The 18,277-nt window shown below is 70.8% G+C and carries 18 protein-coding genes; 4 read left to right on the top strand and 14 right to left on the bottom strand.

Annotated features, from left to right (window positions below):
- Nucleotides 1-966: a sigma-54 interaction domain-containing protein gene (locus WMF12_RS14185; protein ID WP_437871917.1), complete on the bottom strand. Its 966-nt coding sequence runs from the start codon at nucleotides 964-966 to the stop codon at nucleotides 1-3.
- A gap of 540 nt (nucleotides 967-1,506) precedes the next feature.
- Nucleotides 1,507-2,040, bottom strand: a complete 534-nt coding sequence (locus WMF12_RS14180) for an LEA type 2 family protein (protein ID WP_437871916.1) — start codon at nucleotides 2,038-2,040, stop codon at nucleotides 1,507-1,509.
- A gap of 571 nt (nucleotides 2,041-2,611) precedes the next feature.
- Between WMF12_RS14180 and WMF12_RS14175 the strand changes: the two genes are divergently transcribed.
- Nucleotides 2,612-3,040 (top strand): CBS domain-containing protein, encoded by a 429-nt coding sequence (locus WMF12_RS14175; RefSeq protein WP_437871915.1) that lies wholly within the window; start codon nucleotides 2,612-2,614, stop codon nucleotides 3,038-3,040.
- 26 nt (nucleotides 3,041-3,066) lie between these two features.
- Here WMF12_RS14175 and WMF12_RS14170 read toward each other — a convergent pair whose 3' ends face one another.
- Nucleotides 3,067-3,576: a hypothetical protein gene (locus WMF12_RS14170; RefSeq protein ID WP_437871913.1), complete on the bottom strand. Its 510-nt coding sequence runs from the start codon at nucleotides 3,574-3,576 to the stop codon at nucleotides 3,067-3,069.
- A 366-nt stretch (nucleotides 3,577-3,942) separates the two neighbouring features.
- Nucleotides 3,943-4,488, bottom strand: a complete 546-nt coding sequence (locus tag WMF12_RS14165) for a DUF4123 domain-containing protein (protein ID WP_437871912.1) — start codon at nucleotides 4,486-4,488, stop codon at nucleotides 3,943-3,945.
- A gap of 71 nt (nucleotides 4,489-4,559) precedes the next feature.
- Between WMF12_RS14165 and WMF12_RS14160 the strand changes: the two genes are divergently transcribed.
- Together WMF12_RS14160 and WMF12_RS14155 are read left to right on the top strand one after the other, a co-directional pair.
- Complete coding sequence (locus tag WMF12_RS14160) at nucleotides 4,560-5,102, top strand: hypothetical protein (protein WP_437871911.1); 543 nt, start codon at nucleotides 4,560-4,562, stop codon at nucleotides 5,100-5,102.
- A 64-nt stretch (nucleotides 5,103-5,166) separates the two neighbouring features.
- Nucleotides 5,167-7,518 carry a DUF2169 domain-containing protein gene (locus WMF12_RS14155; RefSeq protein ID WP_437871910.1) on the top strand — a complete coding sequence of 784 codons (2,352 nt, stop codon included), beginning with the start codon at nucleotides 5,167-5,169 and terminating at the stop codon, nucleotides 7,516-7,518.
- An 18-nt stretch (nucleotides 7,519-7,536) separates the two neighbouring features.
- Here WMF12_RS14155 and WMF12_RS14150 read toward each other — a convergent pair whose 3' ends face one another.
- From WMF12_RS14150 to WMF12_RS14110, 9 genes are all read right to left on the bottom strand, one after another.
- Entirely contained in the window at nucleotides 7,537-8,379 is an 843-nt protein-coding gene (locus WMF12_RS14150) for a DUF4123 domain-containing protein (RefSeq protein ID WP_437871909.1), read from the bottom strand.
- Nucleotides 8,376-8,732: a PAAR domain-containing protein gene (locus WMF12_RS14145; protein WP_012235334.1), complete on the bottom strand. Its 357-nt coding sequence runs from the start codon at nucleotides 8,730-8,732 to the stop codon at nucleotides 8,376-8,378. Before WMF12_RS14145 ends, WMF12_RS14150 begins: the two co-directional genes overlap by 4 nt.
- 19 nt (nucleotides 8,733-8,751) lie before the next feature.
- Nucleotides 8,752-10,758 (bottom strand): type VI secretion system Vgr family protein, encoded by a 2,007-nt coding sequence (locus tag WMF12_RS14140; RefSeq protein ID WP_437871908.1) that lies wholly within the window; start codon nucleotides 10,756-10,758, stop codon nucleotides 8,752-8,754.
- Nucleotides 10,759-10,926: 168 nt separating this feature from the next.
- On the bottom strand, nucleotides 10,927-11,760 hold the full coding sequence (locus tag WMF12_RS14135; RefSeq protein ID WP_437871907.1) for a class I SAM-dependent methyltransferase: 834 nt from the start codon (nucleotides 11,758-11,760) through the stop codon (nucleotides 10,927-10,929).
- Nucleotides 11,757-12,167: an AraC family ligand binding domain-containing protein gene (locus WMF12_RS14130; protein WP_437871906.1), complete on the bottom strand. Its 411-nt coding sequence runs from the start codon at nucleotides 12,165-12,167 to the stop codon at nucleotides 11,757-11,759. Before WMF12_RS14130 ends, WMF12_RS14135 begins: the two co-directional genes overlap by 4 nt.
- A gap of 384 nt (nucleotides 12,168-12,551) precedes the next feature.
- Entirely contained in the window at nucleotides 12,552-13,367 is an 816-nt protein-coding gene (locus WMF12_RS14125) for a hypothetical protein (RefSeq protein ID WP_437871904.1), read from the bottom strand.
- A complete protein-coding gene (locus tag WMF12_RS14120; RefSeq protein WP_437871903.1) occupies nucleotides 13,364-13,621 on the bottom strand; it encodes a hypothetical protein in 258 nt (85 codons plus the stop codon). Before WMF12_RS14120 ends, WMF12_RS14125 begins: the two co-directional genes overlap by 4 nt.
- Before the next feature lie 5 nt (nucleotides 13,622-13,626).
- Nucleotides 13,627-13,848, bottom strand: a complete 222-nt coding sequence (locus WMF12_RS14115; protein WP_437871902.1) for a hypothetical protein — start codon at nucleotides 13,846-13,848, stop codon at nucleotides 13,627-13,629.
- 687 nt (nucleotides 13,849-14,535) lie between these two features.
- Nucleotides 14,536-14,808 carry a hypothetical protein gene (locus WMF12_RS14110; protein WP_437871901.1) on the bottom strand — a complete coding sequence of 91 codons (273 nt, stop codon included), beginning with the start codon at nucleotides 14,806-14,808 and terminating at the stop codon, nucleotides 14,536-14,538.
- A gap of 19 nt (nucleotides 14,809-14,827) precedes the next feature.
- Here WMF12_RS14110 and WMF12_RS14105 point away from each other — a divergent pair, with 19 nt between their 5' ends.
- Nucleotides 14,828-16,057: a hypothetical protein gene (locus WMF12_RS14105; RefSeq protein ID WP_437871900.1), complete on the top strand. Its 1,230-nt coding sequence runs from the start codon at nucleotides 14,828-14,830 to the stop codon at nucleotides 16,055-16,057.
- Nucleotides 16,058-16,289: 232 nt separating this feature from the next.
- Here the strand turns inward: WMF12_RS14105 and WMF12_RS14100 are convergent, their stop codons facing one another.
- Nucleotides 16,290-18,125, bottom strand: a complete 1,836-nt coding sequence (locus tag WMF12_RS14100) for a glycoside hydrolase family 43 protein (protein ID WP_437871899.1) — start codon at nucleotides 18,123-18,125, stop codon at nucleotides 16,290-16,292.
- Nucleotides 18,126-18,277 lie beyond the last annotated feature (152 nt).

Below are 18,277 nucleotides of genomic sequence, written 5' to 3'. Positions count from 1 at the left end.
TCAGCACTCCTCCAGCGCGACCTTCTTGCGGGGCCGCGCGATGCCGTACGTGTTGAGCTTGTTGGTGAGCGTGCGCCGCGACACGCCGAGCAGCTCGGCGGCCCGCGTCTGGTTCTGGCGGGACTGCTCGAGCGCCGCGACGATGCGGTCTCGCTCGAAGGAGCGCAGATCACCCTTGATCCCGGCCTCGACCGGCGCCCGCGGCGTCTCCAGCATCAGGTGGTCCGCGCCGATCGGCCCGCCCTTCGACATCACGACCGCGCGCTCGACCACGTGGCGCAGCTCCCGGACGTTCCCCGGCCAGGCGTGCGAGAGGAGCGCGGCCGTCGCCTCCTTCGCGAGCGGCGGCGCCGGGCGCGCGAGCCGCTGCGAGAGGCGCGCCGCGAAGAGCTCCGCGAGCGGCAGGATCTCGGAGGTGCGGGCCCGGAGCGGCGGGATCCGCAGGGTGATCGCGTTGAGGCGGAAGTAGAGGTCCTGGCGGAAGCTCCCCTCCCGCACCATCTGCTCGAGATCGCGGTGCGTCGCCGCGATCACGCGGACGTCCACGCGGCGCGGGCGCGTGCTCCCGACGCGGACGATCTCGCCGTACTCCAGCGTGCGGAGCAGCTTCGCCTGCGTGCGCGGGGACAGCTCCCCCACCTCGTCGAGGAACAGCGTGCCCTCGTGGGCGGCCTCGAACAGCCCTTCGCGCGGCGCCACCGCCCCGGTGAACGCGCCGCGCTCGTGGCCGAAGAGCTCGCTCTCGACGAGCGACTCCGACAGGCTCGCGCAGTTGACCTTCACGAAGCGCTCGCGCGGGTGCCGCGACATGCCGGCGATCCACTCCGCCACCACCTCTTTTCCCGTCCCGGTCTCGCCGAGGATCAGGACCGGCAGCGGCGTGGGCGCCACGGTCTCGAGGGCCTCGCGCAGGCGCCTCATCTCCGGATCGAGCGCGAGAAAACCGCTGGAACAGCCATCCACCATGAAAGCTCCCCCTCGCGCCGAAGGCGCGGGACGGCGTGTCGCGAGCGCGACCGAGTTCAGGAGCGAGCCGAAGCAAGTCGGTGGCCAACACGCCGACCCATCGATGAACGGACTGGCCTGGATGCCCGCGTGCTCCGTGGCGGCGCGAGGCACCGCCGAGGAGAGCGAGCAGGACGCGCAGGATGTCCCGCGCGGAGGCTGCGCGTCGAGGCTCGCCGCGCCGCCTGGAGGCCGGAGCCTCCACCTGATGGCGGGCGCCGCCACCAGGAAGGAGCGAGACGCTCACGGCGCGGGCGCGCCGCTGTCATGGACTGTCATTGCGTCGAGCGTCGATCTGGCCGGCCGGCCAGCGCGGGCGCCGACGTCGAGGGCGGCCGCGCCACGTCGGCGCGACTTGCGCAACATCGGCACGTCGTGCGCCACGCCAACGCGGGCACCGGGGCGCGTGGTCCTCGCCGGAGACCGAGCGCGTGTTCGTCCGCGCGGGGGCGCCCCGTGGGCCGCCAGGGTGCCGCCAGCAGCCTCCGGCCGCGGCGGGTGTTATCGCAGGACGCCGAGGGCGGTCTCGATCTGGTTGCGGGCGACGACGCCGTGATCGTCGATCGAGTAGTCGTCGGCCTCGAGCCGGAAGGTGCGCGTCGCGGTGACGTCCGCCCGGCCGCTGAAGCGGTACGGGATGACGGGCGACGAGAGCGTCTCGCGGAGCAGCTGGAGGCCGAGATCGACGGGGACGCTGACGGGGACGCGGACCTGGGTCGTGCGGTCGGAAGCGAGCCATACGCCGTCGCCGTCGGCCCGGAAGTCGACCGCCAGCGGGTAGCGGCCGGCGAGCACGACCTGACCGCGCACCGCGCGGACAGCGACGTCGTACGAGTTCGGGTTGTGGACGTTGACGACGATCGTCATGAGGATGCCGAGGCTCGGCGGGAAGGCGATGCGGATCCCTGTGATCTCGGCGTGGTCGAGCTGCATCGTCGGTTTGCTGACGCATGCGGCGCCGGCGATCGCCGTCAGCGCTGCGAGCGCGAGCGCGGGCAGGCGGCGCACGGGGTTGGTCTTCCGGGGAAACGGCACGAGCGCGAGCTTAGCCGCGCAGGGCCGCGCCGTCACCTCGCGGCGTGGCGGGGCGGGCGCGGCGAACGGCGGCGCGCGAACGGCGGGCCGCGGCGCTCCGCTCGCGCCGGCGACGCCGTGAAGCCGTCCACGAGCCCCAGGGGGACGGTGAACACCGGCAGGCCAAGATCGCGAACGTCCAGTCGCCCGAAGACGGGCACGTCGACGACGCCCGCGCTCGGGAGTCGCTCCAGAGCAACGAGCAGGCGACAACGCACGTCACGAGAGCTCGGATCACGACGGGAGGTCGTATGCAGTGTGGCTGTCGTACGATGCGTGCTCAGCAGCCAACGCCACGCATCCACGACCGGCTGGTGTCCATCGCGGCCAAAGACGATCTCTGGCTCCACCCCTCGGAGGCTCCCGCCGCCGAACGCCTTTATCATCCTGTCGTGTCGCGTCGCGTCGTGTCGCGCGCCTCGGAGAGCCCCTCGGCGGCGTCTACGGGCCGGCGGATGGGGCCGCTCGCGCGCCCGGTGAGCTCGACAATATCGAAGAACCGACGGGTCCGGAAGTTGCTTCAAGCGTGCCTATGATGCCGCTACCCAAGATCTGCGCCGCCGAGCTCATGACCGAGAACCCCCGGACCGTGCGGGTCGACGACCCCATCGGCGAGGCGGTGAACGTGCTCCAGACGATGGACTTCCGCCACGTTCCGGTCGTCGACGAGCAGGGTGAGCTGGTCGGGATGCTCAGCGATCGCGACCTGCGCGCGCTCCAGTCACCCCACGCCGAGGACACCGCGGAGGTCGGCGCAGCGCCGCGGAAGGCCCGCGCGCCGGTGTCCACGATCATGAGCGGCAATGTCGTGAGCGCCAGTCCGGACGCGGACGTGACCGAGCTCATGGAGCTCATGCTCGACAACAAGATCGGCGCGCTCCCGATCGTCGACGGAGAAGGTGCGCTGGTCGGCATCGTCAGCTATGTGGACATCTTTCGCGGGCTCCTCAGGGAGGAGTGACCGCCGCTTCAGGGAGGTGGGCTGGGCTACCGTGGCTGACCTACCAGCAGGCCGATGACGGGGAACGACATCAGGACCGAGAAGGAAATTCCCATCATCCAGCGCAACCATCTCTTCTCCGGATGATGGACCCAGTAAGACAGCAGCAGCGACAGAGACAGGGACTGCAGGAGAACCTCTGGAAGACCCCTGAGGTGGACCCATGTCGGCAACGTTGTATAGAGCATCCCCTCGATGGATCCCGGAGCCGGTCCGAACGTGCCAAGGATGCCTATCACCGCCAGGGCGATCCACATCACCAGCCACCCGTTCCTCTTCCCGAAGAACGGCTCGCGCAGCAGATGGAAGAGCCCCCCGAACATCACTCCCCGGATGGGCTGAAAGAGCGGTCCCGCCATCACCCAGGGATCGCTCGTCGGCCGCATCAGGAGGTTCAGGCTGGACTCCGCGAAGAACCGCGTATAATCGAGCAGCGAAGACGCCAGAAGACCCACGATGGTGTAGGTGACAGAGTGGGTCACGGCCGTCTTGACCACGATCTCGAGAAGCGTTGGTCGCACTGGACTCACGACGTGCCCCCTGTGAGACGATGTTATGTGGGCTGTACGGTGTTGATGGTCGCAGTCGCACGAGGTGGCGCTCGTGGTCACGCACATCGGCGCCGCTCGAGGAGCCTGCGGCTGCCGAGCCGCCCCGCGCAGGCGAGGCGCGCCGGGTGCCAGGGAGCCTGACGCGGCGCCCACGTGGACCGTGGTGATCCGCAATCGTATCGTTATCGTTATTGTGTTTGTTGCAGGCCACGTGCCAGCGATCGCCCCGGCCGGGGATCGTGGGCAGCGACCTGCAGTTCTTGCGTCAACGCGAACGACACGCGCATGGAGCAACAGCGCCGCGCTTGGGATTCACGCCGGCGCGGCCGCGCGGAGGTCGACCACGGAGCGCGCGAGCTCGGGCCCGGCGCGCCGGAACACGACGAGCTCCCCGGCGTCTTCGCCCTCGACCGCGTAGCGGAGGACAGGACCGAACACCTCGCCGAGCTCGCCGGCGTTGCACGTGGGCAGGTAGGTGCGCAGCACCCGCGGGTCGTAGTAGCGAAAGAACATGGCCGCCCCGTCCGGACCCAGGACGCGGAGCAGGCGGCGCAGGTGCCGCCGCACGGTCTCGAGGGGAGACGGCGTGGCGAGGAAGATACCCCAGCTCTTCCCCCACCCGAGCCGGAGCAGGCGTCGCGTGAACTCGCCCGATCGCTGGAGCCTCACCAGGTAGGGCGCCACCTGGGCCAGCTCCGGGCCCAGCTCGCCCGCGAGGAGGCAGCAGTGCGGCAGGTCCGAGGAGCGCACCGAGTCGGAGATCGCCGTGTCGCGCGCGCCGTCGAGGACGGCGTAGACCAGATCCGCCTCCGCGCCCCAGAGGTGCTGAACGATTCGATCGAGCGCGGCGTCATCCATCCATCACCTCGCGGCGGGGCCGCCCGGCGCGGCCCCGGGCATGATAACCTGCCTCCGTGCTGCGGCTGCGGTTGAACGAGCGTTTTCTCGACCTTGTCTCGCCGGAGGGCGGCGGGCCCGCAAGGCCGGGCGAGGAGCGGTGGATCGATCTCTTCTGGTCGTGGGAAGAGCCGCCCCCGGGCGATCGCGTGCCGCTTCGCGGAGATCGGCTCGCGGCGCGGCGCACCATCGCCTCGCTCGGCGCGCGCGCCGAGATCCTGCACGAGCTGCGGCGGTTCCTCCGCGAGGAGCGGCCCTGGCTCTCGATATCGCCGGACGATCGCGAGGTGATCGACCACCTCGCGGCCGCGCTCGCGGCGGGGCAGGTGCACGTCGCGGAGGCCCCGGACCAGGGTGGCTCCGGGAAGGACTTGGCCCAGCCCGCGCCCTCTCCCGCCGCGGCGGTCCCGGCCCAGCGCCCGCGCGCCGCGGCAGCGCCGGCGGAGGAGCCCGACGACGCGCAGGAGGAGCCGTGCTGGCCGTGCCTGCAGCGGGCCGCCGCCTCGGCCCAGGCGTTCCGGGACGCGGCCGCGGCAGGGCTCCCGTTCATCGCGGACAGCCCGCGCGCCCCCTGACGGCGCGGAGCGCCGCGCCTGACCGAATCCAATCGGCCGGAGTGGTGGTACCGTCGGCCCACCTATGGATGTCGTCTCCGACGGGCCGCTCCCCGTCGCCTCGCTCCTCTGGCAGGTGCGCTCCCTGACCTGGGTGCTCACCGTCGTCTGCAAGGCCACGTTCACGCTCGCGCCGGGCGAGTCGCCGCTCGCGCCCGCGCAGGAGCCGATCCGCGAGCGCGACGCGCACCTGGGCGACGACCCCGCGCGCAGCCTGATCGAGGCGAGCGATCTCGCGCCGCAGAAGCAGGGCGCCGATGTCGTCCTCGTCGGCCACGCCCACGCGCCCGGCGGCAGCCCCGCGCGGTCGCTGATCGCGCGGATGGCGGTGGGCGAGATCGATAAACCCATTCAGGTGTTCTGCGATCGCCGGTTCACCCAGGAGGGCGAGCTCCAGGAAGGAGCGCACTTCACGACGATGCCGCTCGCCTACGAGCGCGCCGCGGGCGGGCCGGACACGGACAACCCTGCGGGCATCCATCGCGAGGCGCGCGACGCCCGCGGCAGGGCCGCCGTCCCGAACCTCCTCCCCGTGGATCGGGTCGTGGCCAGCCCGGACGACCCCATCGCGGCGGTGGGCTTCGGCCCCATCGCCCCCACCTGGCCTTTGCGGCGCCGCAGGCTCGGCAGACACGCGGCGGCCTGGTCGTCGGGCGCGCTCCTCTCGAGCCCGCTGCCGGAGGATCTCGATCGCACCTTCTTCAACGTCGCTCCGCTCGATCAGCGCCTGCTGCAGCTCCGCGAGGACGAGCAGATCGTGCTCGAGAACCTCCATCCTCGCCACCCGCGCCTCGTCACCAGCCTCCCCGGCGTCCGCCCGCGGGCGACCGTCACCGGCCGCGCCGGCGGGCCGCGCGATCTCGCCATGCGCTGCGACACGCTCGTGATCGACACCGATCGCCTCCTCTGCACGCTGACCTGGCGAGGCCAGCTCCCGCTCGCGAGCCCCAAGGAGTCAGGGCAGATCCGCGTCTCGCTGGAGCGGCCCGCGAGGCAGGCGCCGGCCGAGGCACCCACCCCCTCGGCGCCGGGGCCCCAGCCGCCGCCGCGGGTGGCCCCGGCCGCGCCCAAGGTGAATCCCCCCGCCCTCGGCCCGTCGACGCTCACCCTCGACATCCAGGCGAAGTCGCTCGACGCCCCGCGGTCGCCGATCATGCCCTTTCGCGCGGGGCCGCCCACGCCGCCTCCTCCCGAGGCGCCCGCTCCGCGGCCGGCCGACCCGCCCGGTGTCCGGCCGAAGCCGAGCTCGACCGAGGGCCAGACGGGCGATCTCACCGAGGACGCGACGAAGGTGCCTCTCCCCTTCGTCGCCCCGTCCTCGGCGCCGCCCCCCGCCGCCGCATCGAACACCCCTCCTTCGAACACCCCTCCTCCCAACACCCCTTCTCCGATCCCTGCCCCGCCGATCGCGAAGGCCTCGCCCGGCGAGCCGGTGAGCCCCTGGGCGGCCGGCGCTCCGCAGCCCGGGTCGAGCGCCATGGGCATGATCCCGCACGCGCCGGCGGCGCCGCAGACCATCGGCGCGATGCTCGCGGGCACAGGCGGGGCAGCGGACGCCAGCGCCGCGCTCGCGCCGGCGCAGCGGGACGCGCTGACGCTCGTCTGGTTCGATCGGAAGAGCGTGCCGCGCATCGTCCGCAAGCCGGCCTGGCAGCGCCTGCTCGACGCGATGGAGGCCGAGCCCCTCGACCCGGAGGCCGACGATCCGGCGCTCTCCGACGAGCCCGCCGAGATCGAGGATCGGGCGCAGGTCTTCGAGATCCTCGATCGCGGCGCGGCCGCCGATGTCGCGGGCGTGCACGGGGCGCTCGCGCGCGCCGCCGGCAAGCGCGGCATGCCGGTGCCGCCCCTCGAGCTGATCGAGGGCGAGCTCTCGCTGTCCTTTGACGAAGTGGAGACGCTGAAGGCGCTGGTCTCCACCGCGACGCCGCTCGCGACAGGCGACGACGCGCTCGCGGCGGCGCTCGGGGCCGCCGAGAAATTCCTCGCCACGCCGGGCGTCTCGACAGCGCCCGCCGTCGCCGAGGCGCTGTGCGGGAAGATCCGCGAGGCGCTCGGCCACGGAAAGAAGGGCCGGGTAGAGCTCGCGAACGAGCAGGTGGAGCGCGCGCTGCTGGAGCAGCGGCACTACCAGAAGCGCAAGGTGCTGGGCGGGCCGCACCTGCGCGGGCTGCTGCGCGTCGCGGGAGAGACGCAGCCGCTCGTCATCTACCTGCCGGCCTCGATCGCCGAGGCGCTGCCGCTCTCGGCGCGCTTCCGAGCGCGGGTGATCGCGGCGGTGCACCCGGCGATGGACGAGCGGGAGGCGGAGCCGGTGGCGCTCCAGGCGGCGGCGCTGGGGCGGGTGGTGCAGGTCAGGCAGCGGCGCGCATCATGAGGATCCGGACAGGCGCCGTCACGCCCCCCCGAGCCGCAGCACCTCGCCCGTCTCGCCCTCGATGACGAACCCGCCGATCTCCGTCCCCAGGATCTCGCTCCGCTGCCGCACCGAGCACGACGGCAGGAACGACCGCAGCACCCGCGGATCGTAGAACCGGAAATAGAGCCCCCTCCCCGTCTCTTCGTCCCTCACGATCAGCGACCGCCGCAATCTCTGCCGCACCTCTCGAAAAGGCCTCCGCCCGGTCAGGTAGACTCCCCAGCTCTCGCCCCACCCCTCGTTCACGAGCACCGGCAGGAGCGCCGACCCCTTCTCGATCCGCACCAGGTGCGGCGCCGCCCGGGCCATCGCCTCGCCCGCGACGCCCTCGAAGAGCGAGCGATTCTCGTCCTCGCAGGCGCGCAGCAGCGTGAGGATGCGCCGTTCGCGGGCGGCGTCGAGGAGGGCGAAGAGCGGCTCCGGCTCGCTCTGCAGCGCCTCCAGCGCGACCGCCCGCGCGGCGAGCAGCTCCCGTGACGGCGGCGGGCGCGGCAGCGCTGGCGGGAGATCGGCGCCCAGATCGTCCGGCACGAGCCGCAGCAGGAAGTGGGTTTGCCCCGCGACGACGAGCGCGCCGTCGCCGATCGTGGCCTCGGCGACCGCCTTGCCGTCGACCTGCGTCCCCCGGCGGCTCCGATCGACGAGCCGGCACACGGCGCCATCCCAGGCCACCTCGAAATGCACCGGCGCCATCTGCTCGTCCTGCGAGATCACGATATCCGCCCGCCCGAGGCGCCCCACGCGCAGCGCCTCGCCGGCCTGGAGGCGCACGCGCCGCCCGGCGAGCAGCCCTGATGTCACATGGATCAGCGCCTTCACCCGGCGCCGTCCATCCGGCAGCTCTCGCAATCGAGGAACGGAGTCCCCGACACGGACGCGGCGAGCAACGCATCGATGGTGGGGGTCGAGCCGATGTTCACCGTCGGACACCCCGTCACGATCGCGCCCTTCGGCGCCGTCTCGTCGCCGAGACGCGCGGCCATGGCGCCCTCGATGAACACGGTCGCCGAGCCCTGGACGATCGCGGCGCTGGCCGGGCACGCGGCGCGATCGCCGACCCGCGCCGCGGGCAGGAAGCCGATGTTCACCGTCCTGGCCGACGAGACGATCGGCGTGGGCCCAGGGTGGGTCTGGCAGGTGTGCAGATCGGTGAGGCGCGCGGCGGCGGGCATGATCTCGCTCCTCCTCGTCTCAGGGAGACGGCGTGTCCTTGGGGTGCGCCTCTTCGGCCTGGAGCGGCGCCGCCGGGTTCGCGCCCTGGCCGGCGCCCGGCGCGCCGCCGCTGTTGATGTTGACGATGGATCCCACGATGTCGACGCCCCCCGGGTGGATGTCGATGAAGCCTCCAGGCCCCTTGATGGTGAGCCGCTGGCCGGCCTCGAGCACCAGGGTCGCGCCCGCCTTGATGTGGAGCTGCTTGCCGGCCTCGAGCGCGTGGTTCGCGCCCACGCGCTCGTCCCGGTTCACCGCGACCGTGAGCGACACCGAGCCGTCGACGGCCGTTCGCTGGTCCAGCTTCACGTGCACGTGGTCGCCCCCGTGGACGAGCTGCTTTCGCGCGCCCTTCACGACCACGTGCTCGTCGCCGCCCACGGTGCTCCGCTTGTGGCGCGCGGTGCGCTCGACCTCATCGCGCTTGACGAGCTGGTTCCTGTCGCGCTGCGCCTGCATGTAGACGAGCTCCTGGCCCGCCTGGTCCTCGAACTTGATCTCGTTGTACCCCGCGCCGCCGGGCGACGAGCTGCTCTTCCAGGTGCTCACCGTCTTGTGATCCGGCAGCTTGTACGGCACGAGCTCGCGGCCGTTGAAGGCGCGCCCGGCCACGATCGGGAGATCTGGATCGCCGTCGAGGAAGGCCACCAGCACCTCCTGGCCGACGCGGGGGAGCATGAACATCCCGAACCCGGCGCCCGCCCAGCCCTGGCTCACGCGCATCCAGCACGAGCTGTTGTCGTCGAGCTTGCCCTCGCGATCCCACGGGAACTGCACGCGCACCCGCCCGAGCTCGTCGGTGTGGATCTCGGCGCCCGGCGGCCCCACCACGGTCGCGCTCTGCAGCCCGGGCGCGACCGGCCTGGGCGTCTTGCGCGCCGGCCGGTACGGGACCTTGGGATCGGCGAAGAGCGCGCGCCCGCGCACGCTCCACGGCTCGCCGAGCGAGGCCACGATCTCGAGCTCGGCCACCAAGAGCGGCCCTCTTCCGAACTCCGGGTGCGGGTGCTGATCGACGGCGAAGACCCGGCCGGGGTAGAGGTCGATCACGTTGGCCTCGAAGAGCACGCCGCGCTTGTCGGCGCGCATCGCCGCGAGGACCCGTGTCGAGAGATCGGCTCCGTGCTTCGGGTCGTGGCGGTAAACGCCCTTGGCGTCGCCGACGGGCGCGCCGCCCCCGGCGCTCGCGGCGAGGAACGCGCCGGGCTCGTAGCGGTACTGCTCGTACTTCGCCTCGGGCGCGGGCGCCGGGGGCGCCTCGCCGGTGAGCGCGAACGAGGGCTTGCGGAAGTCGTGGCCGCGGATCGTGCTCGCGCCGGGCCGGACCTCGTGGCCGAGCCGCACCCTGGTGACGAACTCGCGCTCGGCGGTCTCGATGGGGTTGTCGACGTACGGCAGCGGCGGCCCCGGCCTCAGCGGCTCCGCCTCGAGCTTGTCGCTCAGGGTGAGCTTGGTGTCCGCCCCGCGGTCGGGGAAGGTGTAGGCGATGCCCGCCTCCTCGAGGAGGCGGGAGAGAAAGGCGTGATCACTCTCGCCGTGCTGGACCTTGTACTCGAGCCTGGGGTACGCGCCGCGATCGATCTTCCACGCCGGCTCGATCGCCCACTCGCCGAGGAGCGCGTCGACGATGTCGGGGATGGAGAGGTGCTGGTAGATGCGGTGGCCGCGGCGCTGGGTGAGCAGCCAGAGGCGCGGCACGATGCGGAGGTAGTACGTCGAGAGCCCCGTCGGCTCGGCCTGCACCTGCTCCACGTGGCTGCACACGCCTTGCCAGAGCCTGCTGCTCAGCCAGTGGAGGTGCGCGGCGTCGGGCTGGATCTGGAGCGACGCGCTCTGGCCGACGAGCGACTCCAGCTCGAGATCCGAGAGCCTGGACCGGGCCCACACCGAGACGGCGAAGAGCTCGGAGACAGCCTCCTGGACCACGACACGGCGCACGGAGAGCGAGGCCTCCCCGGACTGGAACGAGAGCTCGAAGATCGACATTCGGATCGGTCCTGGGTGCGAGCGCCGCCGCGGGAGGCTGCGGAGAGCGAATGGTAGCCCACCTCGGAAAAGAACGGGGGCGTGGCAGCCAGGAGCATCGCGTCGTCCTGGCCCCGAGACCAGACAAACGTCGACGCAATCCAGAAAAAACCCTCGAGATTCAGGGAGTCAGCCTTCGCGTCCCCACGAGTGCGCCGGGGCGAGCCGCGCCTCGAACCAGCAGAACGTCTCGCGCACCCGGAACACGCCGCCGTCGCCGTGCTGCTCGGCGAACCGAGAGAGCGCCGCGGGCTCGACGGCCCTCGGGTCGAACCGGTCGTGGGTCGTCGCCTGCCACCACCGCAGCAATGCGTCCAGCGTCGGATACACGTGAGTTCCATGCTGCTCCTCCAGGCGGAGCAGCTGGAGCCCGGCGCCCTCGACGTGGTGCGCGAGCGCCGCGGCGTCCTCGAAGGCGAAATCCCGCAGGATCTTCTCCCCCGAAGGGTCGGCGAGCCGCGAGAGCTCCCCGACGAGCGCTGGGAGCGACGAGACGCACTGGACGAGGATGCGCCCTGCGGGGCGGAGCAGGTCGCGCATCAGGCGGAGGACCGCGCGCTTGTCGCGGATCCAGTGAAACACGAAGTTCGAGAAGACGAGATCGAAGGGGCGGCCCCGGGCGACATCGCCGAGGGTCTCGGCCGCCGCCACCTGGAACTCCAGGTTGGGCGCGCCTGCGGTGCGCCGGGCGAGCGCGATCCGCGCCTCGTCCGGATCGATCCCAAGGACGCGCCCGTCGGGGCCCACGAGCTCGGCGAGCTGCCGCGTGAGGCCGCCGGTGCCGCAGCCGAGGTCGAGCACGAGCTCGCCCCGCCTCACGCCGGCGAACGCGATGAGGCGCTCGCCGCGCCCCCTCTGCCAGAGGCTCCCTCTCCGGTAGGCCTGCGCGGCGCTCGACGCGGCCACGGCGGGCATCCTGACGCCAACGTCCTTGTCGAGGCTCCGAGGAAGGTCACGTCTCATCTCGCACCCCCGTGGTCGAAGCGCACGGTGATGAAGTAGCCAGAGCCCTCGACCACGTTCGCCGAGTGCGGGACGCCCGGCGGGATCCAGATGCTCGTGCTCTCGGTGACGTGGTGGACGCGGGAACCGAGCTCGACGCGGTACTCGAGGCCCGCGGGATCCGGGAGGATCAGGTTGATCTCCGGGCCGTCGTGGGTGTGCAGCGCCGTGTAGTCCCGGCGCGCCGCCTCGGCGCTGTCCACCCGGTGAACCGCCAGGTGAACCGGGAACCCCGCGGCGAAGAACCTGCGGATGCACTCGACGTCCTCATGGAATGCGACCGAGGACAGCGGGCTCGGCACGTTGGCGCAGAGGACCGCCTCGTCGATCCGCTTTTCGACAGAGAGGGACCTCGAGAGGAGATTCATTGTCGTCATCGGTATCGGCGCAGACATCATGGCGCTCAGCTCCGTGTGATGGCGCGGCGGCGCCGCGCGCCCGTGGACGGGGGTCGCGAGCGGGCAACAACGCAACGCGCATGCCGCCTGGCGCGCCCTCCCCGGCGTGACGTCCATGGGCGCAGCGCAAGCGCACCGACGCGGCAAATTCGACCCAAATGGGCGCGCCGCGGCGCGCGCCGGGCCGACGGCTCGACCTCTGCGCCGGGCGAGCCGCCGTGACATGTCACGGCCGACAGCGTGACATGTCACACCCGAGAGCGTGACATGTCACGCCCGCCGTCACGCTCTGACCGTGCCATCGCGCGCCGCCGGGGCGATCTGTGACATGTGGCAAGCACCGCACCACCGTCGTCAGTCGGTGATCGTCTCGTATTGCAGCATCGTCCCGCACGCCGCCGCGAAGTACCCGAGGAGCAACATCATGTCCACGCCTGGCCCGAACGCGGTCATCTTCGCCGAGGAGAAGAACGCGAACAGGATGTCTCCCACGGCCATGAGCGCGCAGCCCGCGAGCAGCGATCCCCAGATCGCCCACACCTTGCCGCCGCGGAAGGCGCGCGTGATGCGCAGCATCACCAGCGCGGGGACGAGCGCGATCAGATCGAGGATGGGATAGGCGATGTTGATGAGCCGCTCGCCGAGCGGCACCGGCGCGCGCGCGATCGGGGCGAGCAGGGGATAACCGACGATCGCCATCGCCGCCGCCGCGCCCGCGGCGATGCCGAGGTGCTCGCGCGCGCTGCCGACGGGGAAGCCGGACGCGCGGTACACGAAGACGAAGCGCACCGACGCGGCGATCAGCAGCGCATATCCCAGGAGGAACGCGGCGTCCGCGATCGACGGCAGCGGCGTGGGCGCGCGCGCGACGAGCGGATAGTACACGAGCCCGACCTGGCCCAGGGTGAAGAGCGCGAGCCACGCGCCGAGCAGGAACCACGGGCCGCGCGCCGGGTTGTCGCGCTCGAGGCGCGCGGCGCTGCGCAGGCCGAACACGGCGGCGACCGCGAGGCACGCGAGCCGCACGAGCGGACCCACGGTGTCGACGACCGACGTCGGGAGGATCCGCTCGGAGAGCTCGGCGGCCTGTGGCAGGAGGCGCGGGACGTACACCGCGCACACGATCGTCACCACCACCGGCGCCACGCGGCGAACGGGGACTCGCGTCATCGAGCTCCTCCCTGCGCCCCGATCGCGGCGCGCGCCTCGTCGAGGATCCGCTGGGCCTTGTCGCGCCCGACGAACACGCCGAGCCCCGGCGCGACCGCGGCGAGCAAGCGCTCCACGTCGGCCGGGGAGAGGCGCCCGTGCTTGAAACCCAGCTTGTCCGCCTGGCTGCGCACGGCCGCGCGCGCCATGTTCTCGCCGAGGTACGGCGCGAGCACCTGCACCAGCTTCTTGATGACCTCGTCCGCCGGAAGCATCGCCCTCAGCAGCGACGCGCCATGGCGGCCTGGAGCTCGCCCAGGCGGACGACGTGGATGGTCATGGGGGCGCTCGCAAGGTAGACCGCGCTGCGCGAGAGGGTCAACGAGGCAGAGGAAGCGCCCGCGGGCCTCCCCATATGCTCCGTGACGATCTCCGAGAGCTCATCGAGCTGCCCATGCGCGAGCCGGCGCTCGAGAGCCGCGGTGTTCGCGCCGCAGCGCAAACGCGATACCCTCCTTCAGGGTTTGAAGCGTCACGAGGTCGCCGAGACCGACGCCCTGTTCGATCAACGACTGCGCGATCCGCGGCTGGATGCCGGCGAGCGCCACCTGGGCGGGGCTGCCTCCACGCGCCGCCTCTCGAAGAGCTCCCGCTCGGCCAGGCTATCAAAGGCACAGCCGTCCCAGGTCAACTCCGGACGAGGTCGCTCGCCGCGTCCAGACTCGCTGGCCTGCGGAGCCCGCCTTCCCATGGCGCCCCCTCGATCTCGCAGGTCAGCGGAACGGTTGGGCAGAAACGGGCAATTTATGGCCTCACTGAACGGGACCAACCATCGATACAGCTTCACTTTTCCAAGAGGAAGGCGGATGGCGCACGGAACCCTCGATCACCTGGTGAGCGGCGATCACCCTTGACTTATTAAAAGCTCTTTACTTTCCCTTTCCCCGCGGCTCATCCAACGTCGGCGATGATCGTTGTGGAGCAAATTTACACCCGCTTCTCTGCTCGGAGGCCTCGTGCTACGCAAATGCCTCCGGCGGTTGGCCGATGCTCCATCTGGCGTCTGGCTCAGCGGCTGCGCGGAAGCATGCACCCGGCACCCAGCGGTCCGGCATCCAGCGGTAACGAGGAGCACCATGCGAATCAACGATCAGGCAGGTCCGTCCACCGTGTCATTGGGCAAGAGGTCTCAACGCACGTTCGGTTTCCTCTCGTGCGTTACGGCCTTGCTGCTGGGCGCCTGTAGCGGCGAAGATCCCGACGCCGGGGGCTCTGGTGGAGCAGGCGGCAGCGTGTCGTCCACCTCCACCACGACCTCCTCGTTGACCGGCACCAGCGCCGGCCCCAGCACCAGCAGCGCCGGCGCCGGCGACCCCTCCACCTCCGCCGCGACCACGGGCTCGTCCTCGTCGACCGGAGATCCCGCCGGTGGCACCGGCGGCTCGAGCGGGACGGGCGACACGCACCCGAAGGATCATTGCGTGGATGGTTACGATCCCCATCCCAGCGACGCGACGATGAAGGACGGCGCGGCGGAGTTCGTGAAGAACAACCAGATCGATCTCACGGTTCAGCCGGAAGTCATCGCCTGGATGGAGGAGAACGAATGGCAAGCCGCCCACTTCGAGTGGCATAGCATCCGGCGCTGCAATGGCGGCATGGGCATGAGCAGGGTCAATATCTGCAGGTCGGCGGTCCCGGTCCCGTCGGACCAGGAGTGCAAGAGCACGGGCGACGGCTACCAGTTCCTCGCCATGCACCGGCACATGATCCAGTCGCTGAAGCAGCTCTGGCCGAAGCACTCGGAGCAGTTCGAGGGCTTCAAGAAGTTCCCCACGACGGCGGAGGAGCTGCCCCAGCAGTGGAGATCGGACTTCAGGCCCTGGAGCTCCACGACGCTCGCCAACGCGAAGATCGGCGACGAGATCGACAAGCCGGAGAACCTGAGCCGCTTCCCGGACGAGGGCGCGCTCGGTATGTGGCTCCAGTGCTTCGCCGGCCAGGCCATCCCGGGCACCAGCCTGCAGGCCAGCGGCCTGCACGGGGATCTCCACTTCAAGTGGGTGCGCCCCCAGAACACCGATCACGGCCTCGGCAACCAGTTCACGAACATCGACAACTACATGTTCTGGAAGCTGCACGGCTGGATCGACAACGTCTGGGAGAAGTACCGTGTCGCCAAGGGCATGTCGCCCACCGACCAGAAGCTGAAGGACGCGGTGGCCGCCCAGTGCTACGAGATGGACGCGATCGCTCAGGTCATCAATCCCGACCTGAAGCCGGATCCGGATCCGGGGAATCCCCTGCCCGAGGAGTCCGGCGTGTTCCACACCACCGTCCGTCCGATCTTCGAGAGCGCGATCCACAAGTGCAGCGGTTGCCACGCCGCGCCGTCGACCGGTCCCGCAGCAGGTCTGTCGCTCGGCGGCGACATCAGCTCGACGGACATCGTCGCGGGCCTCGTCAACAAGGCCGCCAAGGGCGGCGGGCAGTTCAAGCTCGTGGTCCCGGGAAATCCGGACCAGAGCTGGCTCTACCTCAAGGTCGCAGGGACGGCCGGGAGCGCCGGATGCAGGCCTTCTGCCGGAGGCACCTGCCAGACGGGCGTCATGCCGCAGGCCGCGGATGGCAAGCCGAGCGTGACGAGCGCTGAGCTCGCGACCCTCCGCCAGTGGATCCAGAGCGGCGCGCCCGCGCCGACGAAGAACTAGACTCGCCCCGCTCGGCCTCCCCCACGGCCCGCTCGCCCCTGCGCATGCGCGGCCCCTGGGGGGCAACCCCCCGTCAAGGCACGCCTCACCATCGTCATCGATGAACGCCGCCGGCTCGATGCCACCCCCTACGGTGCGCGAGCCGGCGGGCGACCCAACGCGCCCTCGAGCGGGCCCGTGGGGCTCTCGCTCTCGGCCACGCGGATGACCATGCAGGCGGCCGGCTCCCATCTTACGGCTTGGTTACCTCGAAGGACGCGACCTTCACCGAGCCGCCCAGAGACTGTGTGGCGTAGTTGAAGATGCCGAACCGGTAACCGAGGAAGTACTGCCAGTTCTTGTTCATGTTGAGCGTGTTGCCCAGGTTGGTGAATCGGGCGCCGTCCGTGCTGTAGGAGAAGCGCGCCTGCGCGCCGCCGTTATCCGTGCGGACGTTGGCCTCCACGCGCAGCCAGATCGTGTTGCCGGACGCCTCGGCGGAAGCCACCTCGGTGCCCGTGCTCGTCGTGGCCCAGGAGGTGTTCATGTTGACCCCATTGGTCATCACGACGCGCGTCGCCCCGTTCGCTCTCTTGACCCCGATCCACGCCGACATGTCGCGCAGGGCAGCGAGGCCGGCGACGTCGCCGTTCTGCATCTTGCTATGATCGAGCTCGATCGTCGCGATCGACACGGGCCCTTCGATACGGCGCGTCAGCGTGTTTCGCGCGGCGTACAGATCGCTCGTCACCGTCGCGGCTTGCAGGGTCAGCCCGGCCCCGGACGACCACTTGGTGCTGTCGGGGTTGTGGTTCCACTCCCACTCGGGGCGCAGGGTCGCCTCCGCGAAGGTGTCCTTGGTCACAGGCGGCTTCACCCGGTTCGATCCACAAGGCAGGTTCGGGAAGGGGTACGTACCTCCCCATTTGCCGTCCACCAGGGTGAGCGAGGGCCAGCCGTCGGCCCAGGTCATCGGGGCCATCACCGGGATGCGGCCCGCCGGGTACGAGTCGTTGAACCCGAGGTAGTACCAGTCGCCGTTCTGCGTCTGGACGACGCCGCCCTGGTGCGGGGCGCCGCCGGAGCCCGGAGCGCCGGCGTAGGGCAGCTTGACCGCGAAGGGCCGCAGCTCGTAGGGACCAAAGGGCCCACTCGTCGAGCGAAGCACGTACTCACCGTTCGCGTATTGCGTGGTGAAGATGTAGTAGTTTCCATCCTTCTTGATGAAGCGAGAGCCCTCCAGCGGTCCGGAGAGGTTGCCCGGCGTCTGGAACACCGTCTGACTCTTGACCTGGCTGAAGCCGTCTGCGCTCAGCTGCGCCACGCTGATCGTGTTGTTTCCGGAAGCCACGTACATGGTGTCGTCGTCGTCGATCAACAGCCCCATGTCGTAGTAGCAGCCGCCCTTGTGCTTTTCCCACGGACCTTCGGGGGACTTGGCCGTGAAGACCCAGCCGCCGCCCTTGTTGTGCATGCAGCCCATCCAGTAGAAGGTCTTGTTGCTCTCCCGGTACTGGAGCGTGGAAGCCCAGATGCCGTTGACATAGGATCGACCCCCGCTCAGGTCGTACGACGGGTCGACGTCGAGCAGGGGAACGGAGTGTGAGACGTACTCCCAGTGGACCAGATCGTAGGAGCGGAGCAGGGGCGCTCCAGGCGCATGGTGGAAGGTGGACGCCGTGTAGTAGTACGTGTCGTCCACGCGAATGACCTCCAGATCGGGGAGGTCTTGCCAGAGGAGAGGATTGGAGTAGGTCTCGGGGCAGACGGCGGGGGCGCCGCCGCCGTCGCCGCCGTCGCCGCCGCCAGCGCCGGGGTCACCGCCCCCGGACGCGGCCGAGCTTCCGCTGGCGCTCGTCGAGCCGCCGCTCGTCGTCTGCCCATCGCTCCCGCCCGAGCCGCCGCTGCTCGAAACGCCCGTTCCAGAGCCGGTCGTCGCGCCCGTGGCGCCGCCGCCGCCATCACCGTCGCCCACCTGCGACTCCCCACTACAACTTGCGAGGAGAGCGAGGAGACAGACAGCAGACGCCGCACCGCCTGCGCGTCGGTTGAGAGAGCGGGTGTTGGTAGGTCGGGAAGGGAAGTGCATGGTGATGGCCCGATAAGAGGTGTCAGCGAGAGCGCGCGGCGCGCGGCTGTCAGAAAAAAGAAAAACGAACGCGTCGAGGCGACGCGGCTCCTTGGTCGGGACGACCCGGCGTGGTCGCGCGGTCGCCGCCCAGAAGCATTCGCCCGAATCTT

Origin of the sequence: Sorangium sp. So ce363 (genome assembly GCF_051520435.1) — a bacterium.
Taxonomy (GTDB): domain Bacteria; phylum Myxococcota_A; class Polyangia; order Polyangiales; family Polyangiaceae; genus Sorangium; species Sorangium cellulosum_B.
Note: the sequence above shows the minus strand (reverse complement) of the source record. Positions and strands in the feature narration are given on the sequence as shown.

Bases quoted from the DNA above. Each gene is read 5' to 3' on its own strand.
- WMF12_RS14185 (WP_437871917.1), bottom strand. From the start codon at position 966: ATGGTGGATGGCTGTTCCAGCGGTTTTCTCGCGCTCGATCCGGAGATG.
- WMF12_RS14175 (WP_437871915.1), top strand. From the start codon at position 2,612: ATGATGCCGCTACCCAAGATCTGCGCCGCCGAGCTCATGACCGAGAAC.
- WMF12_RS14165 (WP_437871912.1), bottom strand. From the start codon at position 4,488: ATGGATGACGCCGCGCTCGATCGAATCGTTCAGCACCTCTGGGGCGCG.
- WMF12_RS14155 (WP_437871910.1), top strand. From the start codon at position 5,167: ATGGATGTCGTCTCCGACGGGCCGCTCCCCGTCGCCTCGCTCCTCTGG.
- WMF12_RS14145 (WP_012235334.1), bottom strand. From the start codon at position 8,732: ATGCCCGCCGCCGCGCGCCTCACCGATCTGCACACCTGCCAGACCCAC.
- WMF12_RS14140 (WP_437871908.1), bottom strand. From the start codon at position 10,758: ATGTCGATCTTCGAGCTCTCGTTCCAGTCCGGGGAGGCCTCGCTCTCC.
- WMF12_RS14135 (WP_437871907.1), bottom strand. From the start codon at position 11,760: ATGAGACGTGACCTTCCTCGGAGCCTCGACAAGGACGTTGGCGTCAGG.
- WMF12_RS14130 (WP_437871906.1), bottom strand. From the start codon at position 12,167: ATGAATCTCCTCTCGAGGTCCCTCTCTGTCGAAAAGCGGATCGACGAG.
- WMF12_RS14125 (WP_437871904.1), bottom strand. From the start codon at position 13,367: ATGACGCGAGTCCCCGTTCGCCGCGTGGCGCCGGTGGTGGTGACGATC.
- WMF12_RS14120 (WP_437871903.1), bottom strand. From the start codon at position 13,621: ATGCTTCCGGCGGACGAGGTCATCAAGAAGCTGGTGCAGGTGCTCGCG.
- WMF12_RS14100 (WP_437871899.1), bottom strand. From the start codon at position 18,125: ATGCACTTCCCTTCCCGACCTACCAACACCCGCTCTCTCAACCGACGC.